We start from the raw sequence: 24,700 nt of genomic DNA, 5'->3' as shown, positions 1-24,700 counted from the left end.
GGAACCTCCTTTCTTACGCCTTTTGTGTACCTAAATCTGCAAGTACATCTAAAATTTCTTTGTAGAACTCTTCACGCGTACCACCGCGATGAATTTCTTTATATAGCTCACCATCTTGAATGAATAAAATACGCTGACAGTAACTTGCACTATATGGATCATGCGTAACCATCATAATCGATACGCCTTGATCTTTATTTAAGTTTGTCATCGCATCAAGTAAACTCGTTGCATTTTTAGAATCAAGCGCTCCTGTTGGCTCGTCCCCTAAAATAATTGCCGGCTCATGCACAAGTGCACGCGCTGCTGCTGAACGTTGTTTCTGTCCACCAGATACTTCAGATGGATACTTTTGAAGAATTTCTGTAATCCCTAACATACCCGCTACTTTTTCTACTTTCGGTCCAATATTACGTGATGCGACACCTTGAAGAGAAAGTGGAAGTGCAATGTTTTCATAAATAGATAAGTTCTCTAATAAGTTAAAGTCTTGGAAGATGAATCCTAACTTTTGTGAACGGAAATCAGAAAGCTCACCTTGTTTCATTTTCGTAATATCTGTACCCGCAATTTCAACAACGCCGCCCGTTGCTTTATCAAGCGTTGAAATTACATTTAATAATGTCGTTTTACCAGAACCAGATGGTCCCATAATCCCAACAAACTCACCCTCTTGAATTGAGAATGAAACACCTTTTAACGCGTGTGATTGGTTCTCACCTTTTTTACCGTACACTTTTTGAACGTTTTTCACGTCTACAACTGGTTTCGTCATATATATCCTCCTACGCTTGTTTTTCCATTACCTATTTTGCGCCTTTTGGAGGTGAACTGCTATTTGTTAACATTACAATTACCTTACACTTTTGTAATATAAAGAAGGTGGGCGTGTAAGTTTGGCTTTTCATACTAGTTCGCATTTCGGCATAGTAAATCGGTAAATGAAATTATATCGGCGATTTTTCAAATATATCAGCGGTTCTTACACTTTTATCAGCGATTTTTCAAATATATCGGCGATTCTTACACTTTTATCAGCGATTACCAAAATATATCGACTTATCGACAAAAGATGACAATAAAAATAGGCTGTTCCGCGAAAGGAACAGCCCACTGATTAAAGTTTCACTTTATTTCTTTAAAGGTGTTACCGTCCAGTACGTAATAACACGCCAAACCCATTCTAATGGACCCATTTTAAAGATTTTCATCCAAATTACACTAAACACAATTTGAATTGCATAAATTGCGATACATACATATAGCGTCTGCATGTATGTTAAGTTACCTGCAAAGTTAAATACACTACCAGCGATTAAAATCATTGCCGTTTGTCCGATATAATTTGTTAAAGCCATACGACCGTAGTATTTCAATGGTGCTAATAATGTTTGAACTGGTTTTAACTGAAGTAATAAAATTAATGCTCCTACATAGAAAGCTGAAATAATTGGTCCAACAGTAATACCAATTTTTAGAAAATGGCTTGCAGCATCCATTGTTCCATCTTCATTCATCAATATCATATTTACAAATGGGCCAGCAGGCACGTGTCCATATTGATACCATACAGCTGCCACACTTAAAACAAACATAATGCCTGTAAAAATAGCGACTTGCTTTATGTTTTTTGAAAGATTTTCAAATACACGATATTGTCCTGCAGCAAGACCTAATAAAATTAAACCAAGTGGTAATAGTTCTTTAACACCCATTACACTAAAGGCTATTGTCAAAATAAGACCAATTACTAAGTTCGCTTGTTTTTTCGCTTTATAAAACGGTAAAACGATTAATCCGCAAATTGCATATAACGTTAACGCTTCTCCAGGCTGAAACATGTAATGAATCAAACCAAAAATAAATAATGCAACTACGCGGCGGAAAAATAGAACATATCCATTTTTCCCTTTCGCAATCGCTCTTGTAATGAAGATATAGAATCCCACTCCAAATAAGAATGAGAAAATTGAGAAGAAACGACCTTCTACAAATAAGTATAGAAACCTTTGATAGCTAGCATCTACTGTATTAGGATCTGGAGTTTTAATATTAAGTAGCGCTAGAATATTTACTAAAATAATCCCCAGTAATGCGAAGCCACGAATGTAATCTAACTCATCAATTCGTTTGTTTGTAATATTGTTCCCCATAAGCAACTCCTTGTCCAAAATTTAATCCTCCCTTACTCTACTGGAAAAGGACAATTACAACTATCGGCAAACCTTACAGAAATCTTACATTATTGTCATATAGCAAAATAAAACCAGGTCATATTTCGACCTGGTTTACTCTGATTGTTTTGATTTTTGAGGTTGTCCTTTTTTACTATTACGCTGTTTTACTTGAACAATGGGATCAAGTTCATTCGAAAACTCAGCGTTATGTCCATTTTGTGTTTTTTGCTCTGGATTATTTTGATCTGAACGTTTCGCCATTACATTCACTCCTTCTTAGTGCGGTGTAATAATCATTTGATGTTGCAATTGGCGAATTGCCATGCGTGCTCTATTTAGCTGCTCACGTTGCTCATCATTCGCATGTTGTTGCATCGTTTGTAAATCGTTATATGCTTGTTCTAATTGTAACTGCGCATCTGAATACTCCATCGTATTGTAATGCTCTTGTCTCATGCCTTGGTCTAATTGTTCTTTCGCATATTCCACAGCTTGTTCCGCTTGTGTAATATACGATTCAAGTGATTGACGCTCTGCCATAATTGTCCCTCCTTGCTTCAATTCCCCTTTAGTGTGTCCCTTCCATCTCCACCTTATGAGTATGTTATAATGGATTTTGTTTCATTTTGACTCGGCTTAGGAGGGAAAGTAATGAAGGTTCAAAACCCTTTTCCATATACAAACGACAATAAACGTTATCATACATGGAATTACCATTTACGAAATGAATTTGGTGAAAAAATCTTTAAAGTCTCATTAGATGCTGGCTTCGATTGTCCGAATCGTGACGGTACAGTTGCTTACGGCGGTTGTACATTTTGCAGTGCCGCTGGATCTGGTGACTTCGCCGGTGATCGCCGCGATGATGTTATAACGCAATATCATGAAATGAAAGAAAAAATGCGCTCTAAGTGGAAAGATGGAAAATGTATCGCTTATTTCCAAGCGTACACAAATACACATGCACCACTTGAAGTGTTAAAAGAAAAATTCGAACCGCTTCTAGCAGAAAAAGACGTTGTCGGTCTTTCTATCGCAACTCGTCCAGATTGTTTACCAGATGATGTTGTTGAATATTTAGCGGACTTAAATAAACGCACATACCTTTGGGTTGAACTCGGTTTACAAACTGTTCACGAACGAACTGCAAACCTTATTAATCGCGCTCACGATTATCCGTCTTACGTGGAAGGCGTAAATAAATTACGTAAGCACGGCATTAAAGTTTGCTCTCATATTATTAACGGTCTTCCACTTGAAGATTACGACATGATGATGGAAACAGCTCGTGAAGTAGCGAAACTTGATGTATAAGGAATTAAAATCCACTTACTTCACTTATTAAAAGGAACGCCAATGGTGAAGCAATATGAAAAAGGACAACTCGAATTCCTTTCTCTTGAGGATTACGTAAGTCTCGTTGTTGACCAACTTGAAATTATTCCAGAAGACGTAATTGTGCACCGTATCACAGGTGACGGCCCACCTGATTTAATGATTGGTCCAATGTGGAGCTTAAATAAATGGGAAGTATTAAATTCCATCGATGCAGAATTTGTACGCCGCGGAAGCTGGCAAGGAAAATATGCAAATGAGGAGAAACAACAATGAAATTAGAACGTGTATTACCGTTTGCTCGCACACTGCTGCAAACGGCTGTTAAAGAAGGCGACTACGCTGTAGATGCAACACTTGGAAATGGTCATGACACTTGCTTCCTAGCTGAAATTGTTGGGGATAGCGGAAAAGTATTTGGATTTGATATTCAAAAAGAAGCAATTGAAAGCTCAACAACTCGTCTAAAAGAAAAAGAACTTTTTGAACGTACTGTTTTAGTTCACGATAGTCACGATACACTTCTATCCGTACTACCAGAAGACGCAAAAGGAAAAGTAACAGGCGCTATCTTCAACTTAGGTTACCTTCCTGGCGGTGACAAGCATATCGTTACAAAACCGAACTCAACAATTTCGGCAATTGAACAATTACTAGAAGTAATGGCACCTGAAGGAATCATCGTCCTCGTCATTTACCACGGACACCCAGAAGGACAAGTAGAACACGACGCTGTTCTCAAATTTGCAGAAGAGCTAGACCAAAAACAAGCTCACGTACTGCGATATGGCTTCATTAACCAGCAAAATAACCCGCCATTTATTGTGGCGATTGAGAAACGATAAAGTGAAACTTTAATCAATGGGGGGAATCCCCTACTGATTATTAGTTGAACCAATCGGGCATTTATGGGCAGTTTATCCCCCACCTAACTTCTTTGCTCCAACTGAATTTTAAGGTGGGAGTTTTACTGCCCGTTAATGCGGGGTAATATATCAACGATTTTTCAATTATATCTATCGTAACTCGGGATATATAAACGATTTTTTCGATATATCTATCATAACTTACAATATATCAACGATTTCTCGGATATATCGATTGTTCGACAAAACGTAACAAAAAAAGACGTGCATTCACTGCACGTCTTTTTATTATTTTCCTATATAATGGATATAAACATTCTTAAAGGAGACGAAACAATGATCGGAATACTAGCAGGAATGGGGCCAAAATCAACCGGACCATTCGTCGATACAGTTGTAGCAGAATGCCAAACAATATACGGAGCAAAGCATGATATGGACTTTCCTCATATGATGATTTATTCATGCCCAACACCGTTTTACATGGATCGCCCTATTGATCACGAAGCGATGAAAAAAGCGATTATTGAAGGAGCACAAAAACTTGAAAGTACTGGCGCAAGCTTTATCGCTATGCCGTGCAATACGGCGCATCTTTATTTTAAAGAATTACAGCGTTCTCTTTCTATCCCGATTTTAAATATAGTCGATGAAACGTTACAAGCAATTCCTGAAAATATAAAAAGAGTCGCTCTTCTCGCAACAGAAGCAACTGTTCAATCTAGGATTTACCAAGATGGGATTACAAAGCGTAATATAGAATACATTCATCATGAAAAATGGCAGGAAAGCATTAATCAAATTATTACTTGCATTAAATCTGGAGAGATTGAAGAAGCTCGCGAATTGTGGAATGCGCTCGTTTTACAATTGAGAGAGGAAGTTGATACGGTAATTATCGCATGTACCGATTTGAATGTGGTGGCGAGTGAGGATTTTGTTGATTCCTCTCAATGTCTTGCGAAAGCGGTTGTTAGGATGTACTTATCAAATATAAAGAGATCTTCATAAACATAAAAAACACTCCTTCTAAAATGTGTTTTCTGTTTAATAAAAATCCCACAAACTTTTAACTTTCTTCACAATTCTTTCAAAGTAATCACACTTAATCTCGCTATATTAAATAAGTAGTTATTCATATAGGGAAGGTTAGGGGAACTGAAAGTATGAAAGTAAATCGTTCGCTTCATTACATTTTTTGGCGTTGGCATTTTTATGCTGGGCTTTTTATTACGCCGCTTCTTATTACGTTGTCACTAAGCGGAATTGGGTATTTATTTCGGGAGGAAGTTGAAGATTTCATCTATAAAGATTTATATTTTGGGAAGAGCGCCCAAACAGAATCTATTTCGATGGCTGATTCTATTTCCTTAACAGAAAAAAAATATCCACATTATAGCGTGGCGAAAATTAGTGAGTTTAATGGGGATTATAATACGAGACTTACGATTACAAATGAATATACAGGGCAACAAAAGTATGTGTATTTAGATAGCAATAATCAAATTGTCGGAGATCAAAACGCAAGTGAAACGTTTGCCAATATAATGCGGGAATTACATAGTTCTCTTTTAGTTGGTGGCACTGTCATCAACTATACTGTAGAACTTGCGGCGTGCTGGACAATCTTTTTAATTGTAACTGGTTTGTATATGAGTATACGACAGTTCAAAAACACACCAGTATCCAATAAGCGAGAAAAAGCAAAACGACGTCATTCTATTATCGGTATTATATTTACAATTCCACTCGTTCTGCTAGTCGCATCTGGATTGCCATGGTCAGGATTTATGGGTAACCAAATTTATAAAATTGCGTCGTCGAATGAATCGCTCGGATATCCGAAATTGTATATGGCGCCGCCTGAATCAAAGGTAAAAGAATTGCCATGGGCAACAAGAAAAGAAGCTCCTCCTGAATCGGATTCAAATGAACCGAAAGCTATTTCTGTCGATGAATTACAAAAAGGAATTGAAATAAAGAAGCCATACGTTATCTCACTACCAGCTGATCCGAAAGGTGTATTCACTGTTTCGAAATCGAGCGGTTCTGGTATTACAGGTATGCATGTTGCACCAAATGAAGAGATAACAGCTTACTTTGATCAATATAGCGGAAAGCTTATTTCCAAAACGGACTATCGTGATTATGGATTACTTGCACAATGGTTCACTTACGGCATCCCGCTTCATGAAGGCCATTTATTTGGATGGCCAAATAAAATATTATGCTTACTAACAACATTATCTCTACTACTTCTTATTTATTACGGAGTAAAAATGTGGTTAGCAAGAAAGCCGAAAGGAAAATTAGCAGCACCTCCAAAACAAAGAGATAAGAACAGTATATTCGTTTTCTTTATCATGATGGTTATACTGGGCGCTGTCATGCCTTTATTTGGATTATCTGTATTAGTGATTTTTGCGATTGAACTTCTTATGATTGTATTTTCAAAAATACAATCATAATGAAAAGAAAACCACTCTACATGAGTGGTTTTCTTCATCACTGCGCTGTTTTCTTCATCACTGCGCTGTTTTCTTTCGGTACATCTTCCCGTTCCAATAGAAGAATCGTGAAGTGAGGCCTCCGTACTTTACAATGCGCCGTGCCATTTTATGCATATTCTTTTGTGCTGATACTTTTTGATCTGATAAATAAATACCAAGTAACCCTCGGCTTATAAGGCGATGAAACTTCGCATGAGGCAAATCACCAATGCTCTTCTCCGCTTCTTCTACAAAATGTTTCATACGATCTAATATCGCTTGCTCGTTTTCGTAATAACTACAGAAATTCAAATCTCCGCCTATACGGTCTTCTTCTTGATCAATGAAATAATCAAGTAAGATATGAAGCCCTTGTACGTAAGGGAAGTATCCTTGTCTAATTTTCGCAATATCTTCATCATGTAATTCATCATGAAAGGCATATGCGACAAGACAGAAGATTCCAAGCGTAGAACCGGCACATGCTGAAAATTCAAACCAACTCATCTCTGGTAAGTTTTCTTTATGCGCTTCAAACCACTTTTGTAATCGTGGTTCTCTTTCTTCTAATTTTACATGTTTATGAATTTGTAAATCACAATAATAACAAGCAAGTTCATGAAGAACAGGAGCAATTTTGTCATAGTGCTTCGTTTTCTTTAAAACATCTTGGCATGTTTCAACAAGTTCATCTAAATAACCACCATCATCTTGATCATCACGATAACGATAATAATTACCGCCGCCTTCTACTTCAGGTGATAATGCCATTAACATCGATTCATGCAGTGCGGCAAAATCATTTGGATCAAGTGATGTACTGCGATCACATAAATTATCTAAATAGTCGCTGATTGTTTGATACGCTACGATAAAACGAATACATTCTTCTCGGTGTTCATTTGCTAGCAGAGCTAAAATGCCACCGCCCTCGCAATGAAACGTTTTATGCTCAATACTTGCGATTGCCTGACTATGAAGCTCATCATTCGGAATATGGTAGGCACGCTCTTTCCACATCGCTAGCTCATGGTGTACAACCGGAAACACATCACGGTATACTTTCGCCATGAGCGTTATGGGATTACTCGGTACGTTCACTTCTTCCTTCATCTCCTCTATTAAATGTACAAATAATGATTTATTTGTTTGTTTTTACTATATTATTGACATGCATTTCAGTAAATGACTGAATATAACTCAAAATTTCATCACGCTCATACTCATTTAATAGCTCGTGATAACAATTCGGCCATTCTTTAAAAGCCTTATCACTTATTTTAACATTATCAAACCAAGTGCGGACACGTGTTTTATCTACAAGTTTATCCTCACAAGCTTGCATTAGCAAGAGCGGAACATCTGGAAAATCATCTATTTTTTTATGAGCAATTTCGATAGACTTAATCAATTCACTATACCAACGTACTGATACTTTGCGCAAGAACAAAGAATCATTCTCCATTGCATCTCTCACTTCATGGTTACGTGTTGACATTTCCACCGTAAGATTCGTTGCAAATTGCAATTTTGGAGCCACAACATTTAATATTTTTGAAGCAAATTGAAGCGGAGCAGAGGGTCCAGTCACTACCCCTAAACAAGGCGAACTCAAAATAATACCCTCTACATCTTCTCTCTTCGTTTCTTGCATCATACGAATGACAATAAGACCACCCATACTATGACCGAATAGAAAAATAGGTAACCTATACTTTCTTGCTTCTTTCACCCATAATTTAACTTCCTCTATGTATTCATCAAATGAATCAATATGTCCTCTATTTCTTGAAGTCGTTCCATGTGACGGAAGATCCCCCATCACGACGTGGTAGCCGATATGATTCCACATTTCCGCAACGGCTTCGTAACGTCCGTGATATTCCATTGCGCCGTGCACAATAACAATGACAGCCTTTGCTTCCTCCGCTTCATAATTCCACATACGGCTCTCCTCCATTTCACTCTTTCTCATAATTTGATACACTAAAACTAGTCTCTAGGAAAGGAAGACTTTACATGATATATCCTTACAAAGAAAAAAATCCGAAAATTGCGAGTAGTGCTTTTATCGCTGACTATGTTACGATTACAGGCGATGTTTCCGTTGGCGAGGAATCAAGTATTTGGTTTAATACAGTCATCCGTGGTGATGTGTCACCGACAATCATTGGAGACCGAGTAAATGTACAAGACCAATGTACACTTCACCAAAGCCCGCAGTATCCTCTTATTTTAGAAGACGACGTAACAATTGGGCATCAAGTCATTTTACATAGTTGCCATATTAAGAAAGATGCTTTAATTGGAATGGGATCTATTATATTAGATGGTGCTGAAATTGGCGAAGGAGCTTTTATCGGCGCTGGAAGCCTCGTCTCACAAGGAAAGAAAATTCCACCAAACACGTTAGCTTTCGGTCGTCCCGCGAAAGTCATTCGTGAATTAACAGAAGAAGACCGTAAAGATATGGAGCGTATTCGCACGCAATACGTTGAAAAAGGTCAATATTATAAATCATTACAGAAGTAAATTTCCGCTGCCATAAGATTGGCAGCTTTTTTATATAAAATCTAACTTTTTCTTTACAAAACATTATTACTCCCTCAACAAAATCTTATTAAAATAAAAGCTAATATCTCCATATATATGTAGATGAGGGAGGAGAATTTTCATGAAGGTCAGTGGATTATATAAAATAGAATGTTACATTTTCAGAGGAATTAACCGCTACTTTGATCAAAAAACATTAAATATCTTTTTCAGCAATATTACTCATATCGGTGGCGCGACTTTCTCCATCGCACTCACACTTTTCTTTTTAATTTTCGTAAAGGGAACTTTGCATCAAGCTGCAATTGCAACTGCTATTTCGTTAGCAATTAGCCATATTCCTGTGCAAATATTAAAAAGGTGGTATCCGCGAAAACGTCCTTATTTAACAATTCAGGATGCAAAATATCCAGTCCATCCATTAAAAGACCACTCTTTCCCGTCTGGTCATACAACAGCCGTTTTCTCTGTCTTCATTCCATTTATTTGCTATAATCCAAGCTTACTTGCTTTCCTATTACCGTTAGCATTATGCGTCGGTATTTCACGTATTTATTTAGGACTTCACTATCCGTCAGATGTATTCGTCGGTATGTGCCTTGGCACTTGCTCTGGCATCATCTCTTTTTATCAATTCATCCCACTTTTCACATAAAGGAGTGATATGATGAGAGTCGCCATTTTTACCGATACTTTTACGCCACAAGTTAACGGGGTTGCGAAAACGTTAGAGCGATTAACACAATATTTTCAGAAAGAACAGATCGCCTATTCTGTTTTCGCCCCTCAGCATACAGCTGAAGATAATTTTGTAGCGAATGTGAATAAGATGAGAAGTATCCCGTTAACAATATTATATCCAGAATGTCGTTTTTCTTTTCCTACTCCGCGCATTAAACGGGAACTACTTTCCTTTAAACCTGACATTATTCACATTGCCACACCTTTCAACATGGGACTTTGTGGATTGTATTATGCAAAAAAGTTAAACATCCCAGTTGTCGGTTCTTATCATACTGATTTCGATGCCTATTTACGTTATTACAAAATCGAATTCCTCTCCAATATGCTGTGGAACTATTTAAAATGGTTTCATAGTCATATGCAAAAAAATTTTGTACCTTCCTTTGAAACATTACATCAATTAAAAAACAAAGGCTTTCAGACCCTCTCTATATGGGGACGTGGTGTAGATTGCACACTCTTTCATCCTGCTTACAATACAGACCTATTCCGAAAAAAATATAATATTACAGCGAAGTATGTCCTTTCCTATGTTGGACGAATTGCTCCTGAAAAAGATATTGATACGTTGCAACACCTTATCGTTAAAACAGCACATACTCGTAACGATATTCATTGGCTCATTGCAGGAGATGGTCCTCTAGCAACAAGTTTACGTGAAGCTGTTCCGAAAACAAATATCACTTTTACTGGCTATTTACAAAGTGCAGATTTAGCTGAAGCATATGCTTGTTCTAACATAATGGTGTTTCCATCAGCTACTGAAACATTCGGAAATGTCGTACTTGAATCACTCGCATGCGGTACACCTGTCATTGGTGCAAATAGTGGCGGGGTTAAAAATATTATTACAGATGGAAAAACGGGAGTTCTTTGTCCGCCTAAAAATGAAGATGCATTTCTATCATCCATTTATTTTTTATTACAAAATGCAGAAAAACTTGAGCAGATGGGAATAGCAGCTTCATCTTTTGCGAAATCAAAGAGCTGGGATGAGATCTTTCGTGGCTTGCTTAACCAATATGAAGAAGTCCTTCAGCATAACGCATCAGAGTTGCTTGCTTAAATAGAAAAACTCCCTTCAAAAAACGAAGGGAGTTTATTACATGGTCATAAATTTTAGTTTAATAAATGATACATAAGGTTAAGCATTGTTTTATTTCTATATTAATTATACCAAAAATAAACATAACTAAACAGACTTGTAATAAAAACCCATAAAAATTAATATATGGTTATACAGTATTTTAACTGTATAATGATTTTAAAAATTCCCTTTAAAATCAACTTACTCACATACCTTTATACAGCAATTGTTCCCCAATTCTGTATATCAAAAAACCTTTCATTCATTTGAAAGGTCTTTTTGAGCCTGCACATATTCTTCTTTCGTATTTACATTTATAAACCAATCCGCATTCGCTTGTACATCTTCTCCAGAAACATATTTCACATTACATTGTGATAAAAGCTGGCCCACACTTCTTTTTTCTTCCTGAAGTAAAGCATAAATCTTTTCTTTCACGCGGTTGTGATACGCTGCAAGTAACGGTTGTTTTCTTCCATTAATAATAGGTACAACCGCATCATATTCATTGCTCGTTTGCTCTAATAAAATGGTAAACCATTCATGCGAAACATTTGGCGCATCGCAAGGCATAATAGCGTACCAATCTGCTTCTATGTATTCCATACCTGATACAATGCCGGCCAGCGGTCCATTCCCTTTATAGTGCGGGATATCCTCTATAACAGGAACTTGTACGAATTGCTCTACTCGCTCTTTTATATCAGTACGGCTAATTACTACAATGTCTTGCAAAGTATTTCCCATCACTTTCACAATATGCTCAACAAAAGTAGTTCCCTTCCAAATTGCTAACGCTTTCGGCTCACCAAACCTACTCGACATACCACCCGCTAACACAATCCCAGCACACTTACTCATTGGCGATGCAGCTCAAATGTAATATGGCCTAATTCCGGTAAAATTAATTTATTCATCGCAAGTCGAACCGCTCCGCTAGACCCTGGCATCGAGAAGACTACTTTGCGCCCAATTGTACCACCAATCGCTCTACTTAACATTGCGCTGCTTCCGATATCTTCTAAATAACTAATCATACGGAACAGCTCACCAAATCCAACAATTTCTTTATCTAATAACGCTGATACTGCTTCAATTGTGACATCGCGTTTCGTAATACCAGTACCGCCATTTGTTAATACAACATCTACATCTTCCTTATGATAACCAGCTAACACTGCTTGCTGAATACTTTCTTTATCATCTTTTACAATTTCATAAGAAGTTACTTTATGTCCTGCTTCTTTTAACAATTCATGTAATAGTTGTCCGCTCTTATCTGTTTCTTCCGTACGTGTATCGGAAATCGTAACAATCTTGCAACGCACTTCTTTTGGAGCTTGTTTTTTATGTTCAGTTACACTCATTTTTTATCTTTCCTTTCTTAAAGACTTTTCTTCATTTTATCATACATACCTTTACACAATTATGCATGAAACCAATCATGCGCCATGATACAATATAAGTATGCTAACCCACAAAAAGGAAAGTGCACTTTCTTATACTCCTAGACTACACATCTTTAGCTACTCTTTATATTTTCTACATAATAGAATTCAATTTTAAAACTTGTACTAAAAAATAAATTGGAGGTCTACATAGTATGGAACTTTATAAAAAATTAACAACAACATTTATCCTCTTATTCATCGCTTCAATCACTGTCGGCTTTTCCTTAAAAGGTGCAATTCCATACGCTACATTAGTAAGTATTATATTCGCGACACTATTTTTACTAAGTAGTGCCTTTTGCGCAAGTAAAGCACGTCAAATGAAAGGTTGATTACATATGTTCAAAAAGAAATCAATCTTTTGTAAATCATGTAAAACAGAAATACAAACGTATGAAAAAGCGTGGATTCATATGCCCATTCCGGCGAATGGCATGACGAATATGAAAAAGTATATTGAATTAGAAGGACAAATTTATTGTAGTTCGTGTGTTGAGATAATGAACAAAAACCAATAAATACAAAAGGGGTGTTTACATTGTTTGAATCAAACCGTATCCAGTTACGAAAGTTTTCCGAAGATGATATTCTAACATATTATAAATGGCATAATGATGTAGACGTTATGAGTTCAACTACACTCACTCTTGATAAATATTCCTTTCAAGACACAGAAAAACTTTGCCAGCAATTTATTCATTCTTCGAACTCTAAGAGCTATATCATTGAAGAAAAAGCTACGCATCTTCCAATTGGTATTACTTCTTTAATTCATATTGATTCGTATAATCGAAACGCTGAATGCATTATTGATATTGGTAAAAAGGATTACTGGGGGCAAGGTTATGGGCAGGAAGCTTTAACCCTATTATTGGATTATGCATTTTTAGAATTAAATTTACATCGCCTTTCTTTACGAGTATTTTCTTTTAACGATAGAGCAGTTAAATTATATAAATCACTTGGTTTTCAACATGAAGGAACTTGTAAAGAAGCTATATTCCGCAACGGCACTTGGCATGACATTGAACTCTTCGCTTTATTCCAACGTAATTATAAATAAAAAAAGCTTTGCGCTCACCGCGCAAAGCTTTTTTTCATATATTATAGACCAGCTTGCTCTTTTAAAGCTGCAGCTTTGTCTGTACGTTCCCATGATAGATCTACATCAGTACGTCCGAAGTGGCCGTAAGCTGCTGTTTGTTTGTAAATTGGGCGACGTAAGTCTAGCATTTTAATAATACCAGCTGGGCGAAGATCGAAGTTGTTACGAACTAGTTCTACTAGTACGTCTTCAGATACTTTACCAGTGCCGAATGTATCAACTGAAATTGATACTGGTTGTGCTACACCGATTGCGTATGCAAGTTGTACTTCTGCTTTTTCAGCAAGACCAGCTGCTACGATGTTTTTCGCAACATAACGAGCTGCATATGCTGCAGAACGGTCAACTTTCGTTGCATCTTTACCAGAGAATGCACCGCCACCGTGGCGAGCGTATCCACCATAAGTATCAACGATGATTTTACGTCCTGTTAAACCAGCATCACCTTGTGGTCCACCAATTACGAAGCGACCAGTTGGATTAATGAAGAATTTCGTTTCTCCATCCATTAATTCTGCTGGTACTACAGCTTTAATTACGTGCTCTTTTAAATCGCGATCGATTTCTTCCCATGTAACATCTGGGTGATGTTGTGTAGAAATTACGATAGTATCAACACGTACTGGTTTACCATTTTCATCATACTCAACTGTAACTTGCGTTTTTCCATCTGGACGTAAGTATGATAATGTATCATCTTTACGTACTTCAGTTAAACGGCGAGCTAATTTGTGAGCAAGCGAGATTGGAAGTGGCATTAATTCTTGTGTTTCATTACATGCAAAACCAAACATTAAACCTTGGTCTCCTGCACCAATCGCCTCAATCTCAGCGTCAGTCATTTGACCTTCGCGTGCTTCTAGCGCTTGGTCAACACCCATAGCGATGTCAGCGGACTGCTCATCGATAGATGTTAAAACAGCACAAGTTTCTGCATCGAATCCGTATTTTGCGCGTGTGTAACCAATGCCTTGAATTGTTTCACGAACGATTTTCGGAATATCTACGTAAGTAGAAGTCGTAATTTCCCCCGCTACCAATACTAAACCAGTTGTTACAGTTGTTTCACAAGCTACACGTGCATTTGCGTCTTTTGATAAGATCGCATCTAAAATTGAATCAGAAATTTGGTCACAAATTTTATCTGGATGTCCTTCAGTTACAGACTCAGATGTGAACAGATGACGTTTTTTTGTCATGTGGTAAACCTCCCTACAGTAATTGTATATATTGTACGGAACTCATCCTTAATTTGCCACAAACTGCGACATACATTTATTCTCCCACACAAGCATACAGAAAAACCTTTCCTACTTTACATAGAGGAAAGGTTTAATTTGCTACTTGCATACTGCTTTTTGCCCTTCGCTCTTATCGTTCGAGACCTGTAGCCTCGCACAGGTTTTAGCACCTATTCACCTGCATTTATCAATACAAGTGAGGTTGCTGGGCTTCATCGGGCCTGTCCCTCCGCCAGCTCGGGATAAGAGAGTATCCGTCCCAACCTATACTAAAGAAATGATATTCATTTGTCAATTAATATTCACATTTTCCTGAAAGTTTTTCTCAATACGCCTGAAATGAAAGATTAATAGGGAAATAATGCATTCACACAAACAAAAAGAAATAAATAGTATACATTATTTATATAATTGTGTTATACTCTTGTTGGGGATTACGAGAAATATTTCATTAAATGAAAAGGATGGTATATAAATATGAGTACTGTGAATGTCCAAATTGGTTTACACGAATTATTGAACGGAAGCAATGCACAGATTCAACTAAGTGTTCCGCAATTAGTGGAAAAAGTATTAATGCGAAATGAAGGGAAATTAACTTCTACTGGTGCCGTTTCTGCTTCAACAGGAAAATATACAGGACGTTCTCCTAAAGATAAATTTATTGTGAAAGAAGCATCGGTTGCTGACAAAATTGCTTGGGGAGCTGTGAACCAACCGATTTCTGAAGAACATTTTAATAAATTATATACTAAAGTTTTAGAATACTTAAAAGAAAAAGAAGAGTTATTCGTCTTCAAAGGATTTGCAGGCGCTGACCGCAATTACCGCCTACCAATTCAAGTTATTAACGAATATGCATGGCACAATTTATTTGTACATCAATTATTCATTCGTCCAACTGAAGAAGAATTAACGACTCATGAATCAGAGTTCACAATTGTTTCTGCACCGAATTTCAAAGCTGATCCAGCTGTTGACGGTACAAACTCCGAAGCATTCATTATGGTTTCATTCGAAAAACGCATCGTATTAATTGGTGGTACAGAATACGCTGGAGAAATGAAAAAATCAATCTTCTCTATTATGAACTTCTTATTACCTGAACAAGATATTCTTTCTATGCATTGTTCTGCAAACGTAGGTGAAGAAGGCGATGTAGCATTATTCTTCGGTTTATCTGGAACAGGTAAAACAACATTATCTGCTGATCCAAACCGTAAATTAATTGGTGATGATGAGCACGGTTGGTCTGATAACGGTGTATTCAATATTGAAGGCGGTTGCTACGCGAAATGTGTAAACCTTTCTCACGAGAAAGAACCACAAATTTTCGATGCAATCACATTTGGATCTGTTTTAGAAAACGTTATCATTAATGACCAAACGCGTATCGCAGACTATAACGATACTACTTTAACAGAAAATACTCGTGCTGCATACCCTATGCATGCGATCGACAATATCGTACTGCCAAGTGTTGCTGGACACCCAAATACAATCATTTTCTTAACTGCTGATGCATCTGGCGTATTGCCTCCAATCAGTAAGTTATCAAAAGAACAAGCTATGTATCATTTCTTAAGTGGTTACACTAGTAAACTAGCAGGAACAGAGCGCGGTGTTACATCTCCGCAAGCAACATTCTCAACTTGCTTCGGTTCACCATTCTTACCACTTGATGCATCTCGCTATGCTGAAATGCTTGGTGAAAAAATTGAGAAACACGATGCGAAAGTATTCTTAGTAAACACTGGCTGGACTGGTGGCGAATACGGCGTTGGTAAACGTATGAACTTAGGTTACACTCGTGCAATGATTCAAGCTGCATTAAACGGTGAACTTGCGAAAACTGAAACAGCTAAACATGACATCTTCGGTCTTGAAGTTCCACTTCACGTACCAGGTGTACCTGACGAAGTGTTAATGCCTGAACAAACTTGGGCTGATAAAGCTGCTTACAAAGCAAAAGCAATCGAACTTGCAAATGAATTCAAAGCTAACTTCAAAAAGTTCGACAGCGTATCTGAAGACATTATTAACTTAGGCGGTCCAATCGCTTAAATTAAAACTTTCTGTTGAAATAACCCTTTACTCATATGAATAAGTGTCGTGTAACCGTAAAGTTTCGCGTACTCACCGACAAAACCCAATGCGGCTTAACGGTTACACACACTTACATAAAAAAGAAGCTTACGTGAAAACGTAAGCTTCTTTCTATATCTTCTCTCTTCATCTATGACTTACCTCGATAAATTACAGAAAATTCATTTTATAATCATTCGTTTTCATTTTTTTTATGATACAATTTACATATACAGGAAAGGGTGAGACTTATGAAAAATTTTTCTCGTACAGGAAAAGTTTTATTCGGTTACGGAGCGATCCAACTATTTTGGGGACTTGTGATGCTTAACGTTAATTTATTTCAACATACAAGTGAAACGATAAAATATATTATTCTAATTACCGGAATAATTTGTTGTATTATATCCAACTTTTTTAAAGAACCTCAAAGTCATACTAATACGTAATTTCATGTTAACTTAATGGAAGCGGAAACCTGCATTTTATGCAAAGTTACACTTCCTGTTGTAATATCATCACTTATCCCAGAATAAACCGATTTTCACATAGCCAAATTATGGATTCGGATATATAAATTATATCCCTACTCGCTACATCTCTCTGTTTTCACACCACATGGGGCCAAAAAAGTCCCCGACCGCTTCTATCCGTGGCTGGATCATCTATCCCATCTAAAAAGAAGTCTTTTAGCTTTTTATCTTTTTAATTCTTTCTCATCTTTCATGCTATAGTATCCTAAATTAACAACGATTAAGAAATAACCACCCATAATCCCTACTGCAAATGCCCACATAACCATGTGGTGCTCAATTTCGTACATAATAATAGCACCCAAAATGGCAGCTGCAAAACGGTTAAACATACCGAGTGTCGGTGCTTTCGTCTTCTTTACAATACTATCTCCAAGCTTCTCAATTCTTCTCCCTAAAAGCCAAACGCAATACATACTTACAATAAGCCCAATTCCAGCACCTAAAAAGTGTGCTGAAAACGGTGTTAACATCCATCCTAGTAACAAAATACCTAGTATATAATACGATTGGATTTTAAATGATCTTAGTGACATACTAATCATGCTGTACCTCTCTTCATTCGTTCTTATCTATCCAACAAAAAATTTCTTTCAAATTCATATTCCTTACATCTATTTCACTCAAATTAAAAACAACATAAACAGTATGTTTATGTTGTTTTTAATTTGAGTGAAATAATATTATACAAGATTTCAAACATCATATCCTCATATTTTGTGACGGTTTTTCAAACTTTTTTCGTCCATTTATGAAAAAAATGATATCAATCTATGAACATACGGATATGATGTAATAAGCACACAAATAAAGGGGGCGTCTAATGATTTATTTTTTAATGGCTCTCATTCACATCATTATCCCTGCACTTATTGGACTTTCATTGTATTGGTACACGAAAAACCATAGCATTTTTTACGCTGTCCTCGGTGTTCTTCTTCCAGATATTATTCTTATTACACTCTTCCGTATTCCATTTTTAAACTTAATTCCACTTATTACTGCTATCTTATTTCTCATCTTCTTACCAAAAATAAAAAAATAGGAAAGCAGATCATAGGTGATCTGTTTTCCTATTTTGATATAGGTTCCCCTGCAATAGAATGAACTTTTACTTTCTCCGATTTCACAAACCATAGACCAACAAAAATGATAATTCCACCGATGATTTGTTGAAACGATACATATTCATTTGCCCAGACAGCTGCAAATAGAACCGCTACAAGCGGCGTTATATACATATATACCATCGTATGTGACGCCCCAATTTTTTGAACACCAACATACCACATTACTAGACCAAATACTGTTACAAAGAAAATAGAATATAGTAAAGCAAATAGTGTCATTTCGTGAGTAATGTGAAATGGCATGACAAACACATGTGGACCACTTAACAATAATAGCGGAATCGCACCGACTAATGCAGACCATGCTGTAACACGTAATGCTGAATATTTTTTAATTAATGGTCCTGCTAAAACAGGATAAAGTCCCCAGCATATTGATGTAATAAGTCCAATTCCATTGCCATAAAAAGAACTAGTAAGCGAATGTCCTGCTACTAAAACTAATGCTGCACCAACAAAGGCAGTCATAGAACCGATTAACTTTCGAGAAGAAAACTTTTCTTGTTTCAAGAAAATCGCAAATGCAGTTGTAAAAATAGGTGAAATAGAAATGAGTAAAGAGGCATTTGTAGCAGATGTATATTTGACAGTTTCCATAAATAACGTTTGATACAGTACAATACCTACAATGCTAACGATAATTAATCTAGGTATATCCTTTCGCTCCATATAAACCGACTTCTCAATAAAAAAGGTAAGGAGTAACAGAAGCGGTGCCGCCGCCATCATGCGAAGTGCAGTAAACTCAATTGCTGTAAATTCTAAAAGTCCATACTTCGCAATTGTATAGTTAATCCCCCAAATAATAACAACACTCAAAATTAACAACTCAATTCCCCATCTTCTCATGCGTATCCCCTCCGCAAAGAAGATTATACAGAAAATTCAATCATATGTACATTTCATTATGTGAAAAAATCTTTTTATTATATGAAACGTTTTGGTAAATGAAATTATATCGACGATTTTCTGAATATATCGGCGCAACTCCATTTATATCGGCGATTTTCTGAATATATCAGCGCAACTCCATTTATATCGGCGATTTCCCAAATATATCGACTTATCGACAAAAATCGACAATAATAGCGACTTATAAAATAAAAAAGGTGATTCCAAAATACATTTTGGAATCACCTTTCCTTTACTATATTCGAACGTGTAACTTCATATTTGGATTATAAAACTGGCTTGGGCTCTTTAACTGAAAAGTTCCTCCACCTTCATGCCAATCAACAGTTAACTTATCATCCATAAATACAAGCTTTGTACGATCAGCGATAAAGTTCATTGTGCTTGATTCAATATCCACATCGCGCTCATCTTTCTCTGCTACAGCTACTAAATCGATAATTCCGCTCATAACACAACCGCAACCTTCATTATCGTAAAATAACTTTATATATTTCGCTTCACTTGGAATCGTATCCATAATCTTTTTATATGCTGCTTCTGTTACAGTAACGTACATACGTTAATCTTCATCCTCTCTTCTCTTATCATTCATATATTGTATCACCATTTTTCTTAAAAGTTATATACAGAAAATTAAGACTAATATACAATGTATGTGATAAAGTTTCAGCAATCGAGCTTTTATGAATAGTTCATGCAGAAGAAAGGAGGTTTACTATCCGTGTTCAAACTACAACGATATCCTATGTTATTAGGGTCTATTGGGTAGTTTCTTCATTTCTAGCGGAATACTGTTACAGCATGTACTTCCCTATTCTCATTCTATCGGCTGGATTCTAGGTTTTATTTGTTACCTATCCGCTTCTTATTTTACTACGAAGAATACAAACAACTCATAAAGCAAGAATCATCTTAAGGAGGATTATCAAACATGCCAGCCTTAAAAAAAATAGAGCAATCACTCAATCACTTATTCCAAATTGAAAAATACGGAAAAGATAGTGCCTTTAGTCGATTTATCCCAGCCGTATATGATCCTATCAAATTTCCTTGGCAACAATTTTTCGACGCAAATTTTGTAGATTTATTTAACGGCCTTATGATGCACGGATCTGAAAATGTAAACAAAGTATTTTTAGCTGTATTCCCTACAGATGACGTTCTTGAAACATTCATTTCACAATCCACATCTGGTGATTTACTCTTTATGCACCATCCCCTTGTAATGGAGTGTGGTGATCCGCTTGGAAGATCAGGTCGCGGTTTCATACCAATTCCCGAAAAATATTTGCAAGGAATAAAAGAAAAACAACTTTCTATATATACATGTCACGTACCAATGGATTTTCATCAAACGCATGGAACGAGTATTTCAATTGCAAAAGCATTAAACGCTACTGTAGTGGACGACTTTGCATATGGAGGTCCAGAACAAGAACCAATTGGCCTTATTTGTGAAATAGATGAAACATCAACAGAAGCACTCCAAAAACATCTAAAACAACTCTTCCAGATTCCTTACACAGACTTCGAAGGTAAACGACATGATTCCATTAAAAAAATCGCAATTATCGCTGGGTGTGGCGATGTTGTATCTTTAATGAAGGAAGCAGAAGAAAAAGGTGCTGAAGCATATATTACAGGAGAAATCCATTGCCATATCGACAATGATTACGGCCGACATAAATACTCGCTCATTATGGATTATGTAAAAGAAACGAATATGTCTCTAATTGGTGTGTCACACTCTGCCTCTGAATATTTAGTGAAAGAGACATTGATGTATGATTGGTTTAAAGAAAATTTTGATGTGGATGTTATTTTGCTTCCGCAGGAGAAATGGTGGCTCTAACGCTATCATTTTTTAAATTTATATACACAATACAATCGCCCACAGAAAAATAGAGAAATGTGAAAGCACCACCTGTACCAACGTAAATGCTTTCGTTGTGCCGGAAAACGAACCTACTGGTAGCACCGAGTTTACTGGTGCTACCAGTATTACAGCATGAATATATATTCTATTTTTCTAATCACTGACATATAGCAATTCATTTCATAAAAAAAGACCCGAGATTCGGGTCAACAAATAGAAATATAAATGAACTACAACAAATAACAGACAAAGCCATTATATATTTTTCATAGTAAAACATCCATTATTTTCTTTTTACACTATCAATATATTATTTTTCGTTATAGTCCTCTTTTTTAGAACGTCTACCTAAGAAGAACACAAAAACATTACTTCCAAATAAGTGATGTTTTTTCTATTTAATGCAGTGGTAACATAACCTCAACCGTTGTTCCAACCCCAACTTCACTTTCAAAACTCATTTTACCATTGTGGTCTTTAATAATTTTTTCTGTAACTACTAAACCTAGACCAGTTCCTGTTTCTTTCGTTGTATAAAAGGCTTCATTTAACTTTGGAATTTTATCTTTCGGAATACCACATCCCTCATCTTTCACTTGAACGATGATTCCATCTTTTACAGTAACTTTAATCGTAATTGTTCCCCCAACTGACATTGCTTCAATTGCATTTTTGATTAAATTAAAAAAGACCTGTTTTAATCGTTTTTCATCACATGTAATGGACGGTAAGTCTTTACTGTAAATACCTTGTATGTGGACTCCTTGTTTTAAAGCAGGCTTTTCCATAACTCGAATAACATAAGAGATAATTTCTTGTATGTTATGAGTTTCTGATTCTAGTGATTTAGATTTCTCAAATCCACTAAGTTCTGTAGCAATTATATGAATCCGATCTACTTCTTGTTTCATAATATCACTATAAATTTTATCCTCTGGATGCTTGTCTGCCTGTTTATTCACAAGTTTTTTTAAGTTTGCTAAAGGTCTTCTAATCTTATAACCAATAACCGTTGCCATTTTTCCAACAGCTGCTAGTTTTTCTGTCTGTTTTATTTCTTTGTCCATCATCTCAAGCGTACGAACGTAAGACTGAACCCTCAAAAATATAATCCAACATATAATAGTAAATACACTATATAATGCCATTGGGATTAAAACGAGAGAAGATTGAATAATGATTCCTGTAAGAGCGTACTTCCCGACAAGTATCGCTGGAACTAACCAGAAATATCTTTTGTTCACAAAGATTGGTGCGAACAAAATAAAAAATACTTCTACTATATTTCCACCGTCAAATTCCGCATCGCTACCATAATAAATCATAATGTTATGGATACAATCTAATACATTATAGCCAATTAGAATAATATACTTTACCACAAAAACATTCTTCCATTTCATAAAGTATATTCCAATGCAAAACAATACTACCGTCAAAAGGTAAAGCCATAAACCTAAACCATCTTCAAACTTTCCTACGCCTTCTTGCTCTCCCGCGATTAAAGGTACGATAAATTCATAGGCAAGATCATACACAAAAAATATAATAAAAAATAAACTTAAAAATACTTTCAATGCCTTTATTTCTTCATTTTTAAATATATAGCCTTTATTCATATGGTAACTCCTAGCTTTTCTTCCACTTGGATTTCAGTATTTCCACACTTCCTTGGGAGAATGATGTCTATTCTCGTTCCAGTATCTCTTTCACTTGAAATATGCAGCTCACCAAGGTGCTCGGCGACAATTCGATTCGCTACCGTAAGTCCCAGACCAATTTTATCTTGTTTCGTTGTATAAAAGGCTTCTGTAACACGGGTTAAGTTTTCTTGCTTAATACCATGACCATTATCGATTACGCTGATTATTACATATTCTTTCCCTTTATTCTCTAATTGTAAATGTAATATGCCACCTTGTTCCATTGCCTCTAAAGCATTTTTTATCGTATATAAAAAGACTCCTCTTATTTTTCGTTCATCACATTCAACTTCTATTGTTTTTTCTTCCACATTAGAAATAAACTGCACGTTTAATTCATTCATTTTTCCGCGAAGACTTGTTATTACTTGTAATACAATTTTTCCTACATCATGTTTCTTATAAATAGAAGGTTTGCATGTAGCAACTTCCATCAACTCACTTATCATATTATTCATATTTTCTATTTCAAAAATCATACGTTTATAAATAGGATCCTCTTCATGCTTCTCTCGTTGTAATTGCGTAAATCCTTTTAATGAAGCCAGTGGATTTTTAATTTCATGTCCAACAGTCGCTGCCATTTTTCCGATTACTGCTAATTTTTGTGATTCACTAGCAATCGCAATACTTTCCTTTACAGCTGAAAGATATTGTAAAAATCGATTTAAAATGATATATGCAGCTATTAACATAAGCGTACACATAATAAGGAACATAAATGCTTTTATTTCCTCTAATACAAATAAATAAATTAAATATTTTCCTAAAATAGAGGAAAGCAAAAACACATAAAATTTTTTATTTAAAAATATGGGTACAAAGAAAATGAGAATAATTTCTATTATATTTGTCGCATCAAACGCCGCCTTATTATAAAAAATATACGAAACTATATTAGCGATTTCTATCCCTATGTATGCAAATATCCATGCATATTTAACAAGGTTTGCCTTCTCTTTTTTCAGTAAATATATATTCACGCATAGTATTGCTACTCCGCAAATAACTTGCCATATTATGTTGTATCCCTTATCCATTATTGATTTATCTTCTAATACGATTGCATAGAAAATTTGATATACAATAACAATGACATATAACACCCATAAAAGGATTTTTGCATTCCTTTCTTCTTCTTTATATGATAGAAAACTTTCTTTCACTTCAACACCCCTTCAAAATAACATCTCAAAGAATACCATTTATTATAATAAATGATTTTCATAGACAAACAAAGATAAATCGAACATTTGAGGAAAATCATCCCAACGATGCAATACCTTCATGCTATATACAAGCATAAAAAATGTAAACAATAATACGTATATTATGGGAGGTGTTTTTTATGTATGGCAAAAAAATAAAAAGACCGAACAACTCCAATCTTTCATGCGTGAAAATGAAGGA

General features: G+C 35.9%; 27 protein-coding genes, 1 pseudogene and 1 riboswitch. Of the genes and pseudogenes, 14 read left to right on the top strand and 14 right to left on the bottom strand.

Features of this window, described 5'->3' with window-relative positions:
- Nucleotides 1-13: 13 nt before the first annotated feature.
- The 4 genes from MR169_RS06840 to MR169_RS06825 form a co-directional block, all read right to left on the bottom strand.
- Entirely contained in the window at nucleotides 14-775 is a 762-nt protein-coding gene (locus MR169_RS06840) for an ABC transporter ATP-binding protein (protein WP_000165838.1), read from the bottom strand.
- Nucleotides 776-1,130: 355 nt separating this feature from the next.
- Nucleotides 1,131-2,153: a DUF418 domain-containing protein gene (locus tag MR169_RS06835; RefSeq protein ID WP_002001221.1), complete on the bottom strand. Its 1,023-nt coding sequence runs from the start codon at nucleotides 2,151-2,153 to the stop codon at nucleotides 1,131-1,133.
- A 135-nt stretch (nucleotides 2,154-2,288) separates the two neighbouring features.
- The gene (locus MR169_RS06830; RefSeq protein ID WP_001129340.1) at nucleotides 2,289-2,438 is read right to left on the bottom strand and encodes a hypothetical protein; all 150 of its coding nucleotides are present in this window, start codon (nucleotides 2,436-2,438) and stop codon (nucleotides 2,289-2,291) included.
- Between the two features lie 15 nt (nucleotides 2,439-2,453).
- The gene (locus tag MR169_RS06825; RefSeq protein ID WP_000840869.1) at nucleotides 2,454-2,717 is read right to left on the bottom strand and encodes a YtzC family protein; all 264 of its coding nucleotides are present in this window, start codon (nucleotides 2,715-2,717) and stop codon (nucleotides 2,454-2,456) included.
- Between the two features lie 111 nt (nucleotides 2,718-2,828).
- Here MR169_RS06825 and mnmL point away from each other — a divergent pair.
- The 4 genes and pseudogenes from mnmL (at nucleotide 2,829) to MR169_RS06805 (ending at nucleotide 6,846) form a co-directional block, all read left to right on the top strand.
- A pseudogene (gene mnmL / locus MR169_RS06820) lies at nucleotides 2,829-3,788 on the top strand (tRNA modification radical SAM protein MnmL/YtqA).
- Nucleotides 3,785-4,357 (top strand): tRNA 5-(aminomethyl)-2-thiouridylate-methyltransferase MnmM, encoded by a 573-nt coding sequence (gene mnmM, locus MR169_RS06815; RefSeq protein WP_242319151.1) that lies wholly within the window; start codon nucleotides 3,785-3,787, stop codon nucleotides 4,355-4,357. The pseudogene mnmL and the gene mnmM overlap by 4 nt, the downstream one beginning before the upstream one ends.
- Nucleotides 4,358-4,714: 357 nt before the next feature.
- Nucleotides 4,715-5,389 (top strand): aspartate/glutamate racemase family protein, encoded by a 675-nt coding sequence (locus MR169_RS06810; protein WP_242319150.1) that lies wholly within the window; start codon nucleotides 4,715-4,717, stop codon nucleotides 5,387-5,389.
- Nucleotides 5,390-5,544: 155 nt separating this feature from the next.
- Nucleotides 5,545-6,846, top strand: a complete 1,302-nt coding sequence (locus tag MR169_RS06805) for a PepSY-associated TM helix domain-containing protein (protein WP_242319149.1) — start codon at nucleotides 5,545-5,547, stop codon at nucleotides 6,844-6,846.
- 57 nt (nucleotides 6,847-6,903) lie between these two features.
- Here MR169_RS06805 and MR169_RS06800 read toward each other — a convergent pair whose 3' ends face one another.
- Both MR169_RS06800 and MR169_RS06795 read right to left on the bottom strand, forming a co-directional pair.
- Nucleotides 6,904-7,968 (bottom strand): tetraprenyl-beta-curcumene synthase family protein, encoded by a 1,065-nt coding sequence (locus MR169_RS06800; RefSeq protein ID WP_001102467.1) that lies wholly within the window; start codon nucleotides 7,966-7,968, stop codon nucleotides 6,904-6,906.
- A gap of 40 nt (nucleotides 7,969-8,008) precedes the next feature.
- Nucleotides 8,009-8,812 (bottom strand): alpha/beta hydrolase, encoded by an 804-nt coding sequence (locus tag MR169_RS06795; RefSeq protein ID WP_000267421.1) that lies wholly within the window; start codon nucleotides 8,810-8,812, stop codon nucleotides 8,009-8,011.
- Nucleotides 8,813-8,886: 74 nt separating this feature from the next.
- On the opposite strand from MR169_RS06795, the gene MR169_RS06790 reads away from it, so the two are divergent.
- From MR169_RS06790 to MR169_RS06780, 3 genes are all read left to right on the top strand, one after another.
- Nucleotides 8,887-9,399, top strand: a complete 513-nt coding sequence (locus tag MR169_RS06790) for a gamma carbonic anhydrase (RefSeq protein WP_000640206.1) — start codon at nucleotides 8,887-8,889, stop codon at nucleotides 9,397-9,399.
- A gap of 142 nt (nucleotides 9,400-9,541) precedes the next feature.
- Entirely contained in the window at nucleotides 9,542-10,075 is a 534-nt protein-coding gene (locus tag MR169_RS06785; RefSeq protein WP_242319148.1) for a phosphatase PAP2 family protein, read from the top strand.
- A 12-nt stretch (nucleotides 10,076-10,087) separates the two neighbouring features.
- Nucleotides 10,088-11,230, top strand: coding sequence for a glycosyltransferase family 4 protein (locus tag MR169_RS06780; protein ID WP_001261603.1), 1,143 nt, complete (start codon nucleotides 10,088-10,090; stop codon nucleotides 11,228-11,230).
- Between the two features lie 279 nt (nucleotides 11,231-11,509).
- Here MR169_RS06780 and MR169_RS06775 read toward each other — a convergent pair whose 3' ends face one another.
- Nucleotides 11,510-12,112, bottom strand: coding sequence for a molybdenum cofactor guanylyltransferase (locus MR169_RS06775; RefSeq protein ID WP_000030832.1), 603 nt, complete (start codon nucleotides 12,110-12,112; stop codon nucleotides 11,510-11,512).
- Entirely contained in the window at nucleotides 12,109-12,618 is a 510-nt protein-coding gene (locus tag MR169_RS06770) for a MogA/MoaB family molybdenum cofactor biosynthesis protein (RefSeq protein WP_000117124.1), read from the bottom strand. Before MR169_RS06770 ends, MR169_RS06775 begins: the two co-directional genes overlap by 4 nt.
- A gap of 236 nt (nucleotides 12,619-12,854) precedes the next feature.
- Between MR169_RS06770 and MR169_RS06765 the strand changes: the two genes are divergently transcribed.
- The 3 genes from MR169_RS06765 to MR169_RS06755 are packed head-to-tail and all read left to right on the top strand — an operon-like array spanning nucleotide 12,855 to nucleotide 13,765.
- Nucleotides 12,855-13,034, top strand: a complete 180-nt coding sequence (locus tag MR169_RS06765; protein ID WP_000424800.1) for a hypothetical protein — start codon at nucleotides 12,855-12,857, stop codon at nucleotides 13,032-13,034.
- A gap of 6 nt (nucleotides 13,035-13,040) precedes the next feature.
- Nucleotides 13,041-13,220 carry a hypothetical protein gene (locus MR169_RS06760; protein WP_000473618.1) on the top strand — a complete coding sequence of 60 codons (180 nt, stop codon included), beginning with the start codon at nucleotides 13,041-13,043 and terminating at the stop codon, nucleotides 13,218-13,220.
- 20 nt (nucleotides 13,221-13,240) lie between these two features.
- Nucleotides 13,241-13,765 carry a GNAT family N-acetyltransferase gene (locus MR169_RS06755; protein WP_000464130.1) on the top strand — a complete coding sequence of 175 codons (525 nt, stop codon included), beginning with the start codon at nucleotides 13,241-13,243 and terminating at the stop codon, nucleotides 13,763-13,765.
- A 41-nt stretch (nucleotides 13,766-13,806) separates the two neighbouring features.
- Here MR169_RS06755 and metK read toward each other — a convergent pair whose 3' ends face one another.
- On the bottom strand, nucleotides 13,807-15,006 hold the full coding sequence (gene metK, locus MR169_RS06750) for a methionine adenosyltransferase (RefSeq protein WP_000163123.1): 1,200 nt from the start codon (nucleotides 15,004-15,006) through the stop codon (nucleotides 13,807-13,809).
- A 169-nt stretch (nucleotides 15,007-15,175) separates the two neighbouring features.
- Nucleotides 15,176-15,297, bottom strand: a riboswitch (SAM riboswitch).
- A 228-nt stretch (nucleotides 15,298-15,525) separates the two neighbouring features.
- Here metK and pckA point away from each other — a divergent pair.
- Together pckA and MR169_RS06740 are read left to right on the top strand one after the other, a co-directional pair.
- Nucleotides 15,526-17,112 carry a phosphoenolpyruvate carboxykinase (ATP) gene (gene pckA / locus MR169_RS06745; RefSeq protein ID WP_000108802.1) on the top strand — a complete coding sequence of 529 codons (1,587 nt, stop codon included), beginning with the start codon at nucleotides 15,526-15,528 and terminating at the stop codon, nucleotides 17,110-17,112.
- 272 nt (nucleotides 17,113-17,384) lie between these two features.
- Nucleotides 17,385-17,582: a hypothetical protein gene (locus MR169_RS06740; protein WP_000788126.1), complete on the top strand. Its 198-nt coding sequence runs from the start codon at nucleotides 17,385-17,387 to the stop codon at nucleotides 17,580-17,582.
- A 248-nt stretch (nucleotides 17,583-17,830) separates the two neighbouring features.
- On the opposite strand, the gene MR169_RS06735 is transcribed toward MR169_RS06740, so the two are convergent.
- Entirely contained in the window at nucleotides 17,831-18,211 is a 381-nt protein-coding gene (locus MR169_RS06735) for an ATP synthase subunit I (protein WP_016118766.1), read from the bottom strand.
- A 278-nt stretch (nucleotides 18,212-18,489) separates the two neighbouring features.
- Between MR169_RS06735 and MR169_RS06730 the strand changes: the two genes are divergently transcribed.
- Nucleotides 18,490-18,711 carry a hypothetical protein gene (locus tag MR169_RS06730; protein ID WP_242319147.1) on the top strand — a complete coding sequence of 74 codons (222 nt, stop codon included), beginning with the start codon at nucleotides 18,490-18,492 and terminating at the stop codon, nucleotides 18,709-18,711.
- A gap of 28 nt (nucleotides 18,712-18,739) precedes the next feature.
- On the opposite strand, the gene MR169_RS06725 is transcribed toward MR169_RS06730, so the two are convergent.
- Nucleotides 18,740-19,645 carry a DMT family transporter gene (locus tag MR169_RS06725; protein ID WP_001255413.1) on the bottom strand — a complete coding sequence of 302 codons (906 nt, stop codon included), beginning with the start codon at nucleotides 19,643-19,645 and terminating at the stop codon, nucleotides 18,740-18,742.
- Nucleotides 19,646-19,943: 298 nt separating this feature from the next.
- A complete protein-coding gene (locus MR169_RS06720; RefSeq protein ID WP_000289569.1) occupies nucleotides 19,944-20,267 on the bottom strand; it encodes an iron-sulfur cluster biosynthesis family protein in 324 nt (107 codons plus the stop codon).
- 375 nt (nucleotides 20,268-20,642) lie between these two features.
- On the opposite strand from MR169_RS06720, the gene MR169_RS06715 reads away from it, so the two are divergent.
- Nucleotides 20,643-21,563, top strand: coding sequence for a Nif3-like dinuclear metal center hexameric protein (locus tag MR169_RS06715; protein WP_001111131.1), 921 nt, complete (start codon nucleotides 20,643-20,645; stop codon nucleotides 21,561-21,563).
- Between the two features lie 422 nt (nucleotides 21,564-21,985).
- Here the strand turns inward: MR169_RS06715 and MR169_RS06710 are convergent, their stop codons facing one another.
- Together MR169_RS06710 and MR169_RS06705 are read right to left on the bottom strand one after the other, a co-directional pair.
- Nucleotides 21,986-23,206 carry an ATP-binding protein gene (locus tag MR169_RS06710; protein ID WP_001032638.1) on the bottom strand — a complete coding sequence of 407 codons (1,221 nt, stop codon included), beginning with the start codon at nucleotides 23,204-23,206 and terminating at the stop codon, nucleotides 21,986-21,988.
- A complete protein-coding gene (locus MR169_RS06705) occupies nucleotides 23,203-24,456 on the bottom strand; it encodes an ATP-binding protein (protein ID WP_000664886.1) in 1,254 nt (417 codons plus the stop codon). Before MR169_RS06705 ends, MR169_RS06710 begins: the two co-directional genes overlap by 4 nt.
- Between the last annotated feature and the right edge of the window lie 244 nt (nucleotides 24,457-24,700).

Source organism: Bacillus cereus group sp. BfR-BA-01349 (genome assembly GCF_022663795.1).
Taxonomy (GTDB): domain Bacteria; phylum Bacillota; class Bacilli; order Bacillales; family Bacillaceae_G; genus Bacillus_A; species Bacillus_A cereus.
This window is presented reverse-complemented; position numbering and strand designations above follow the sequence as displayed.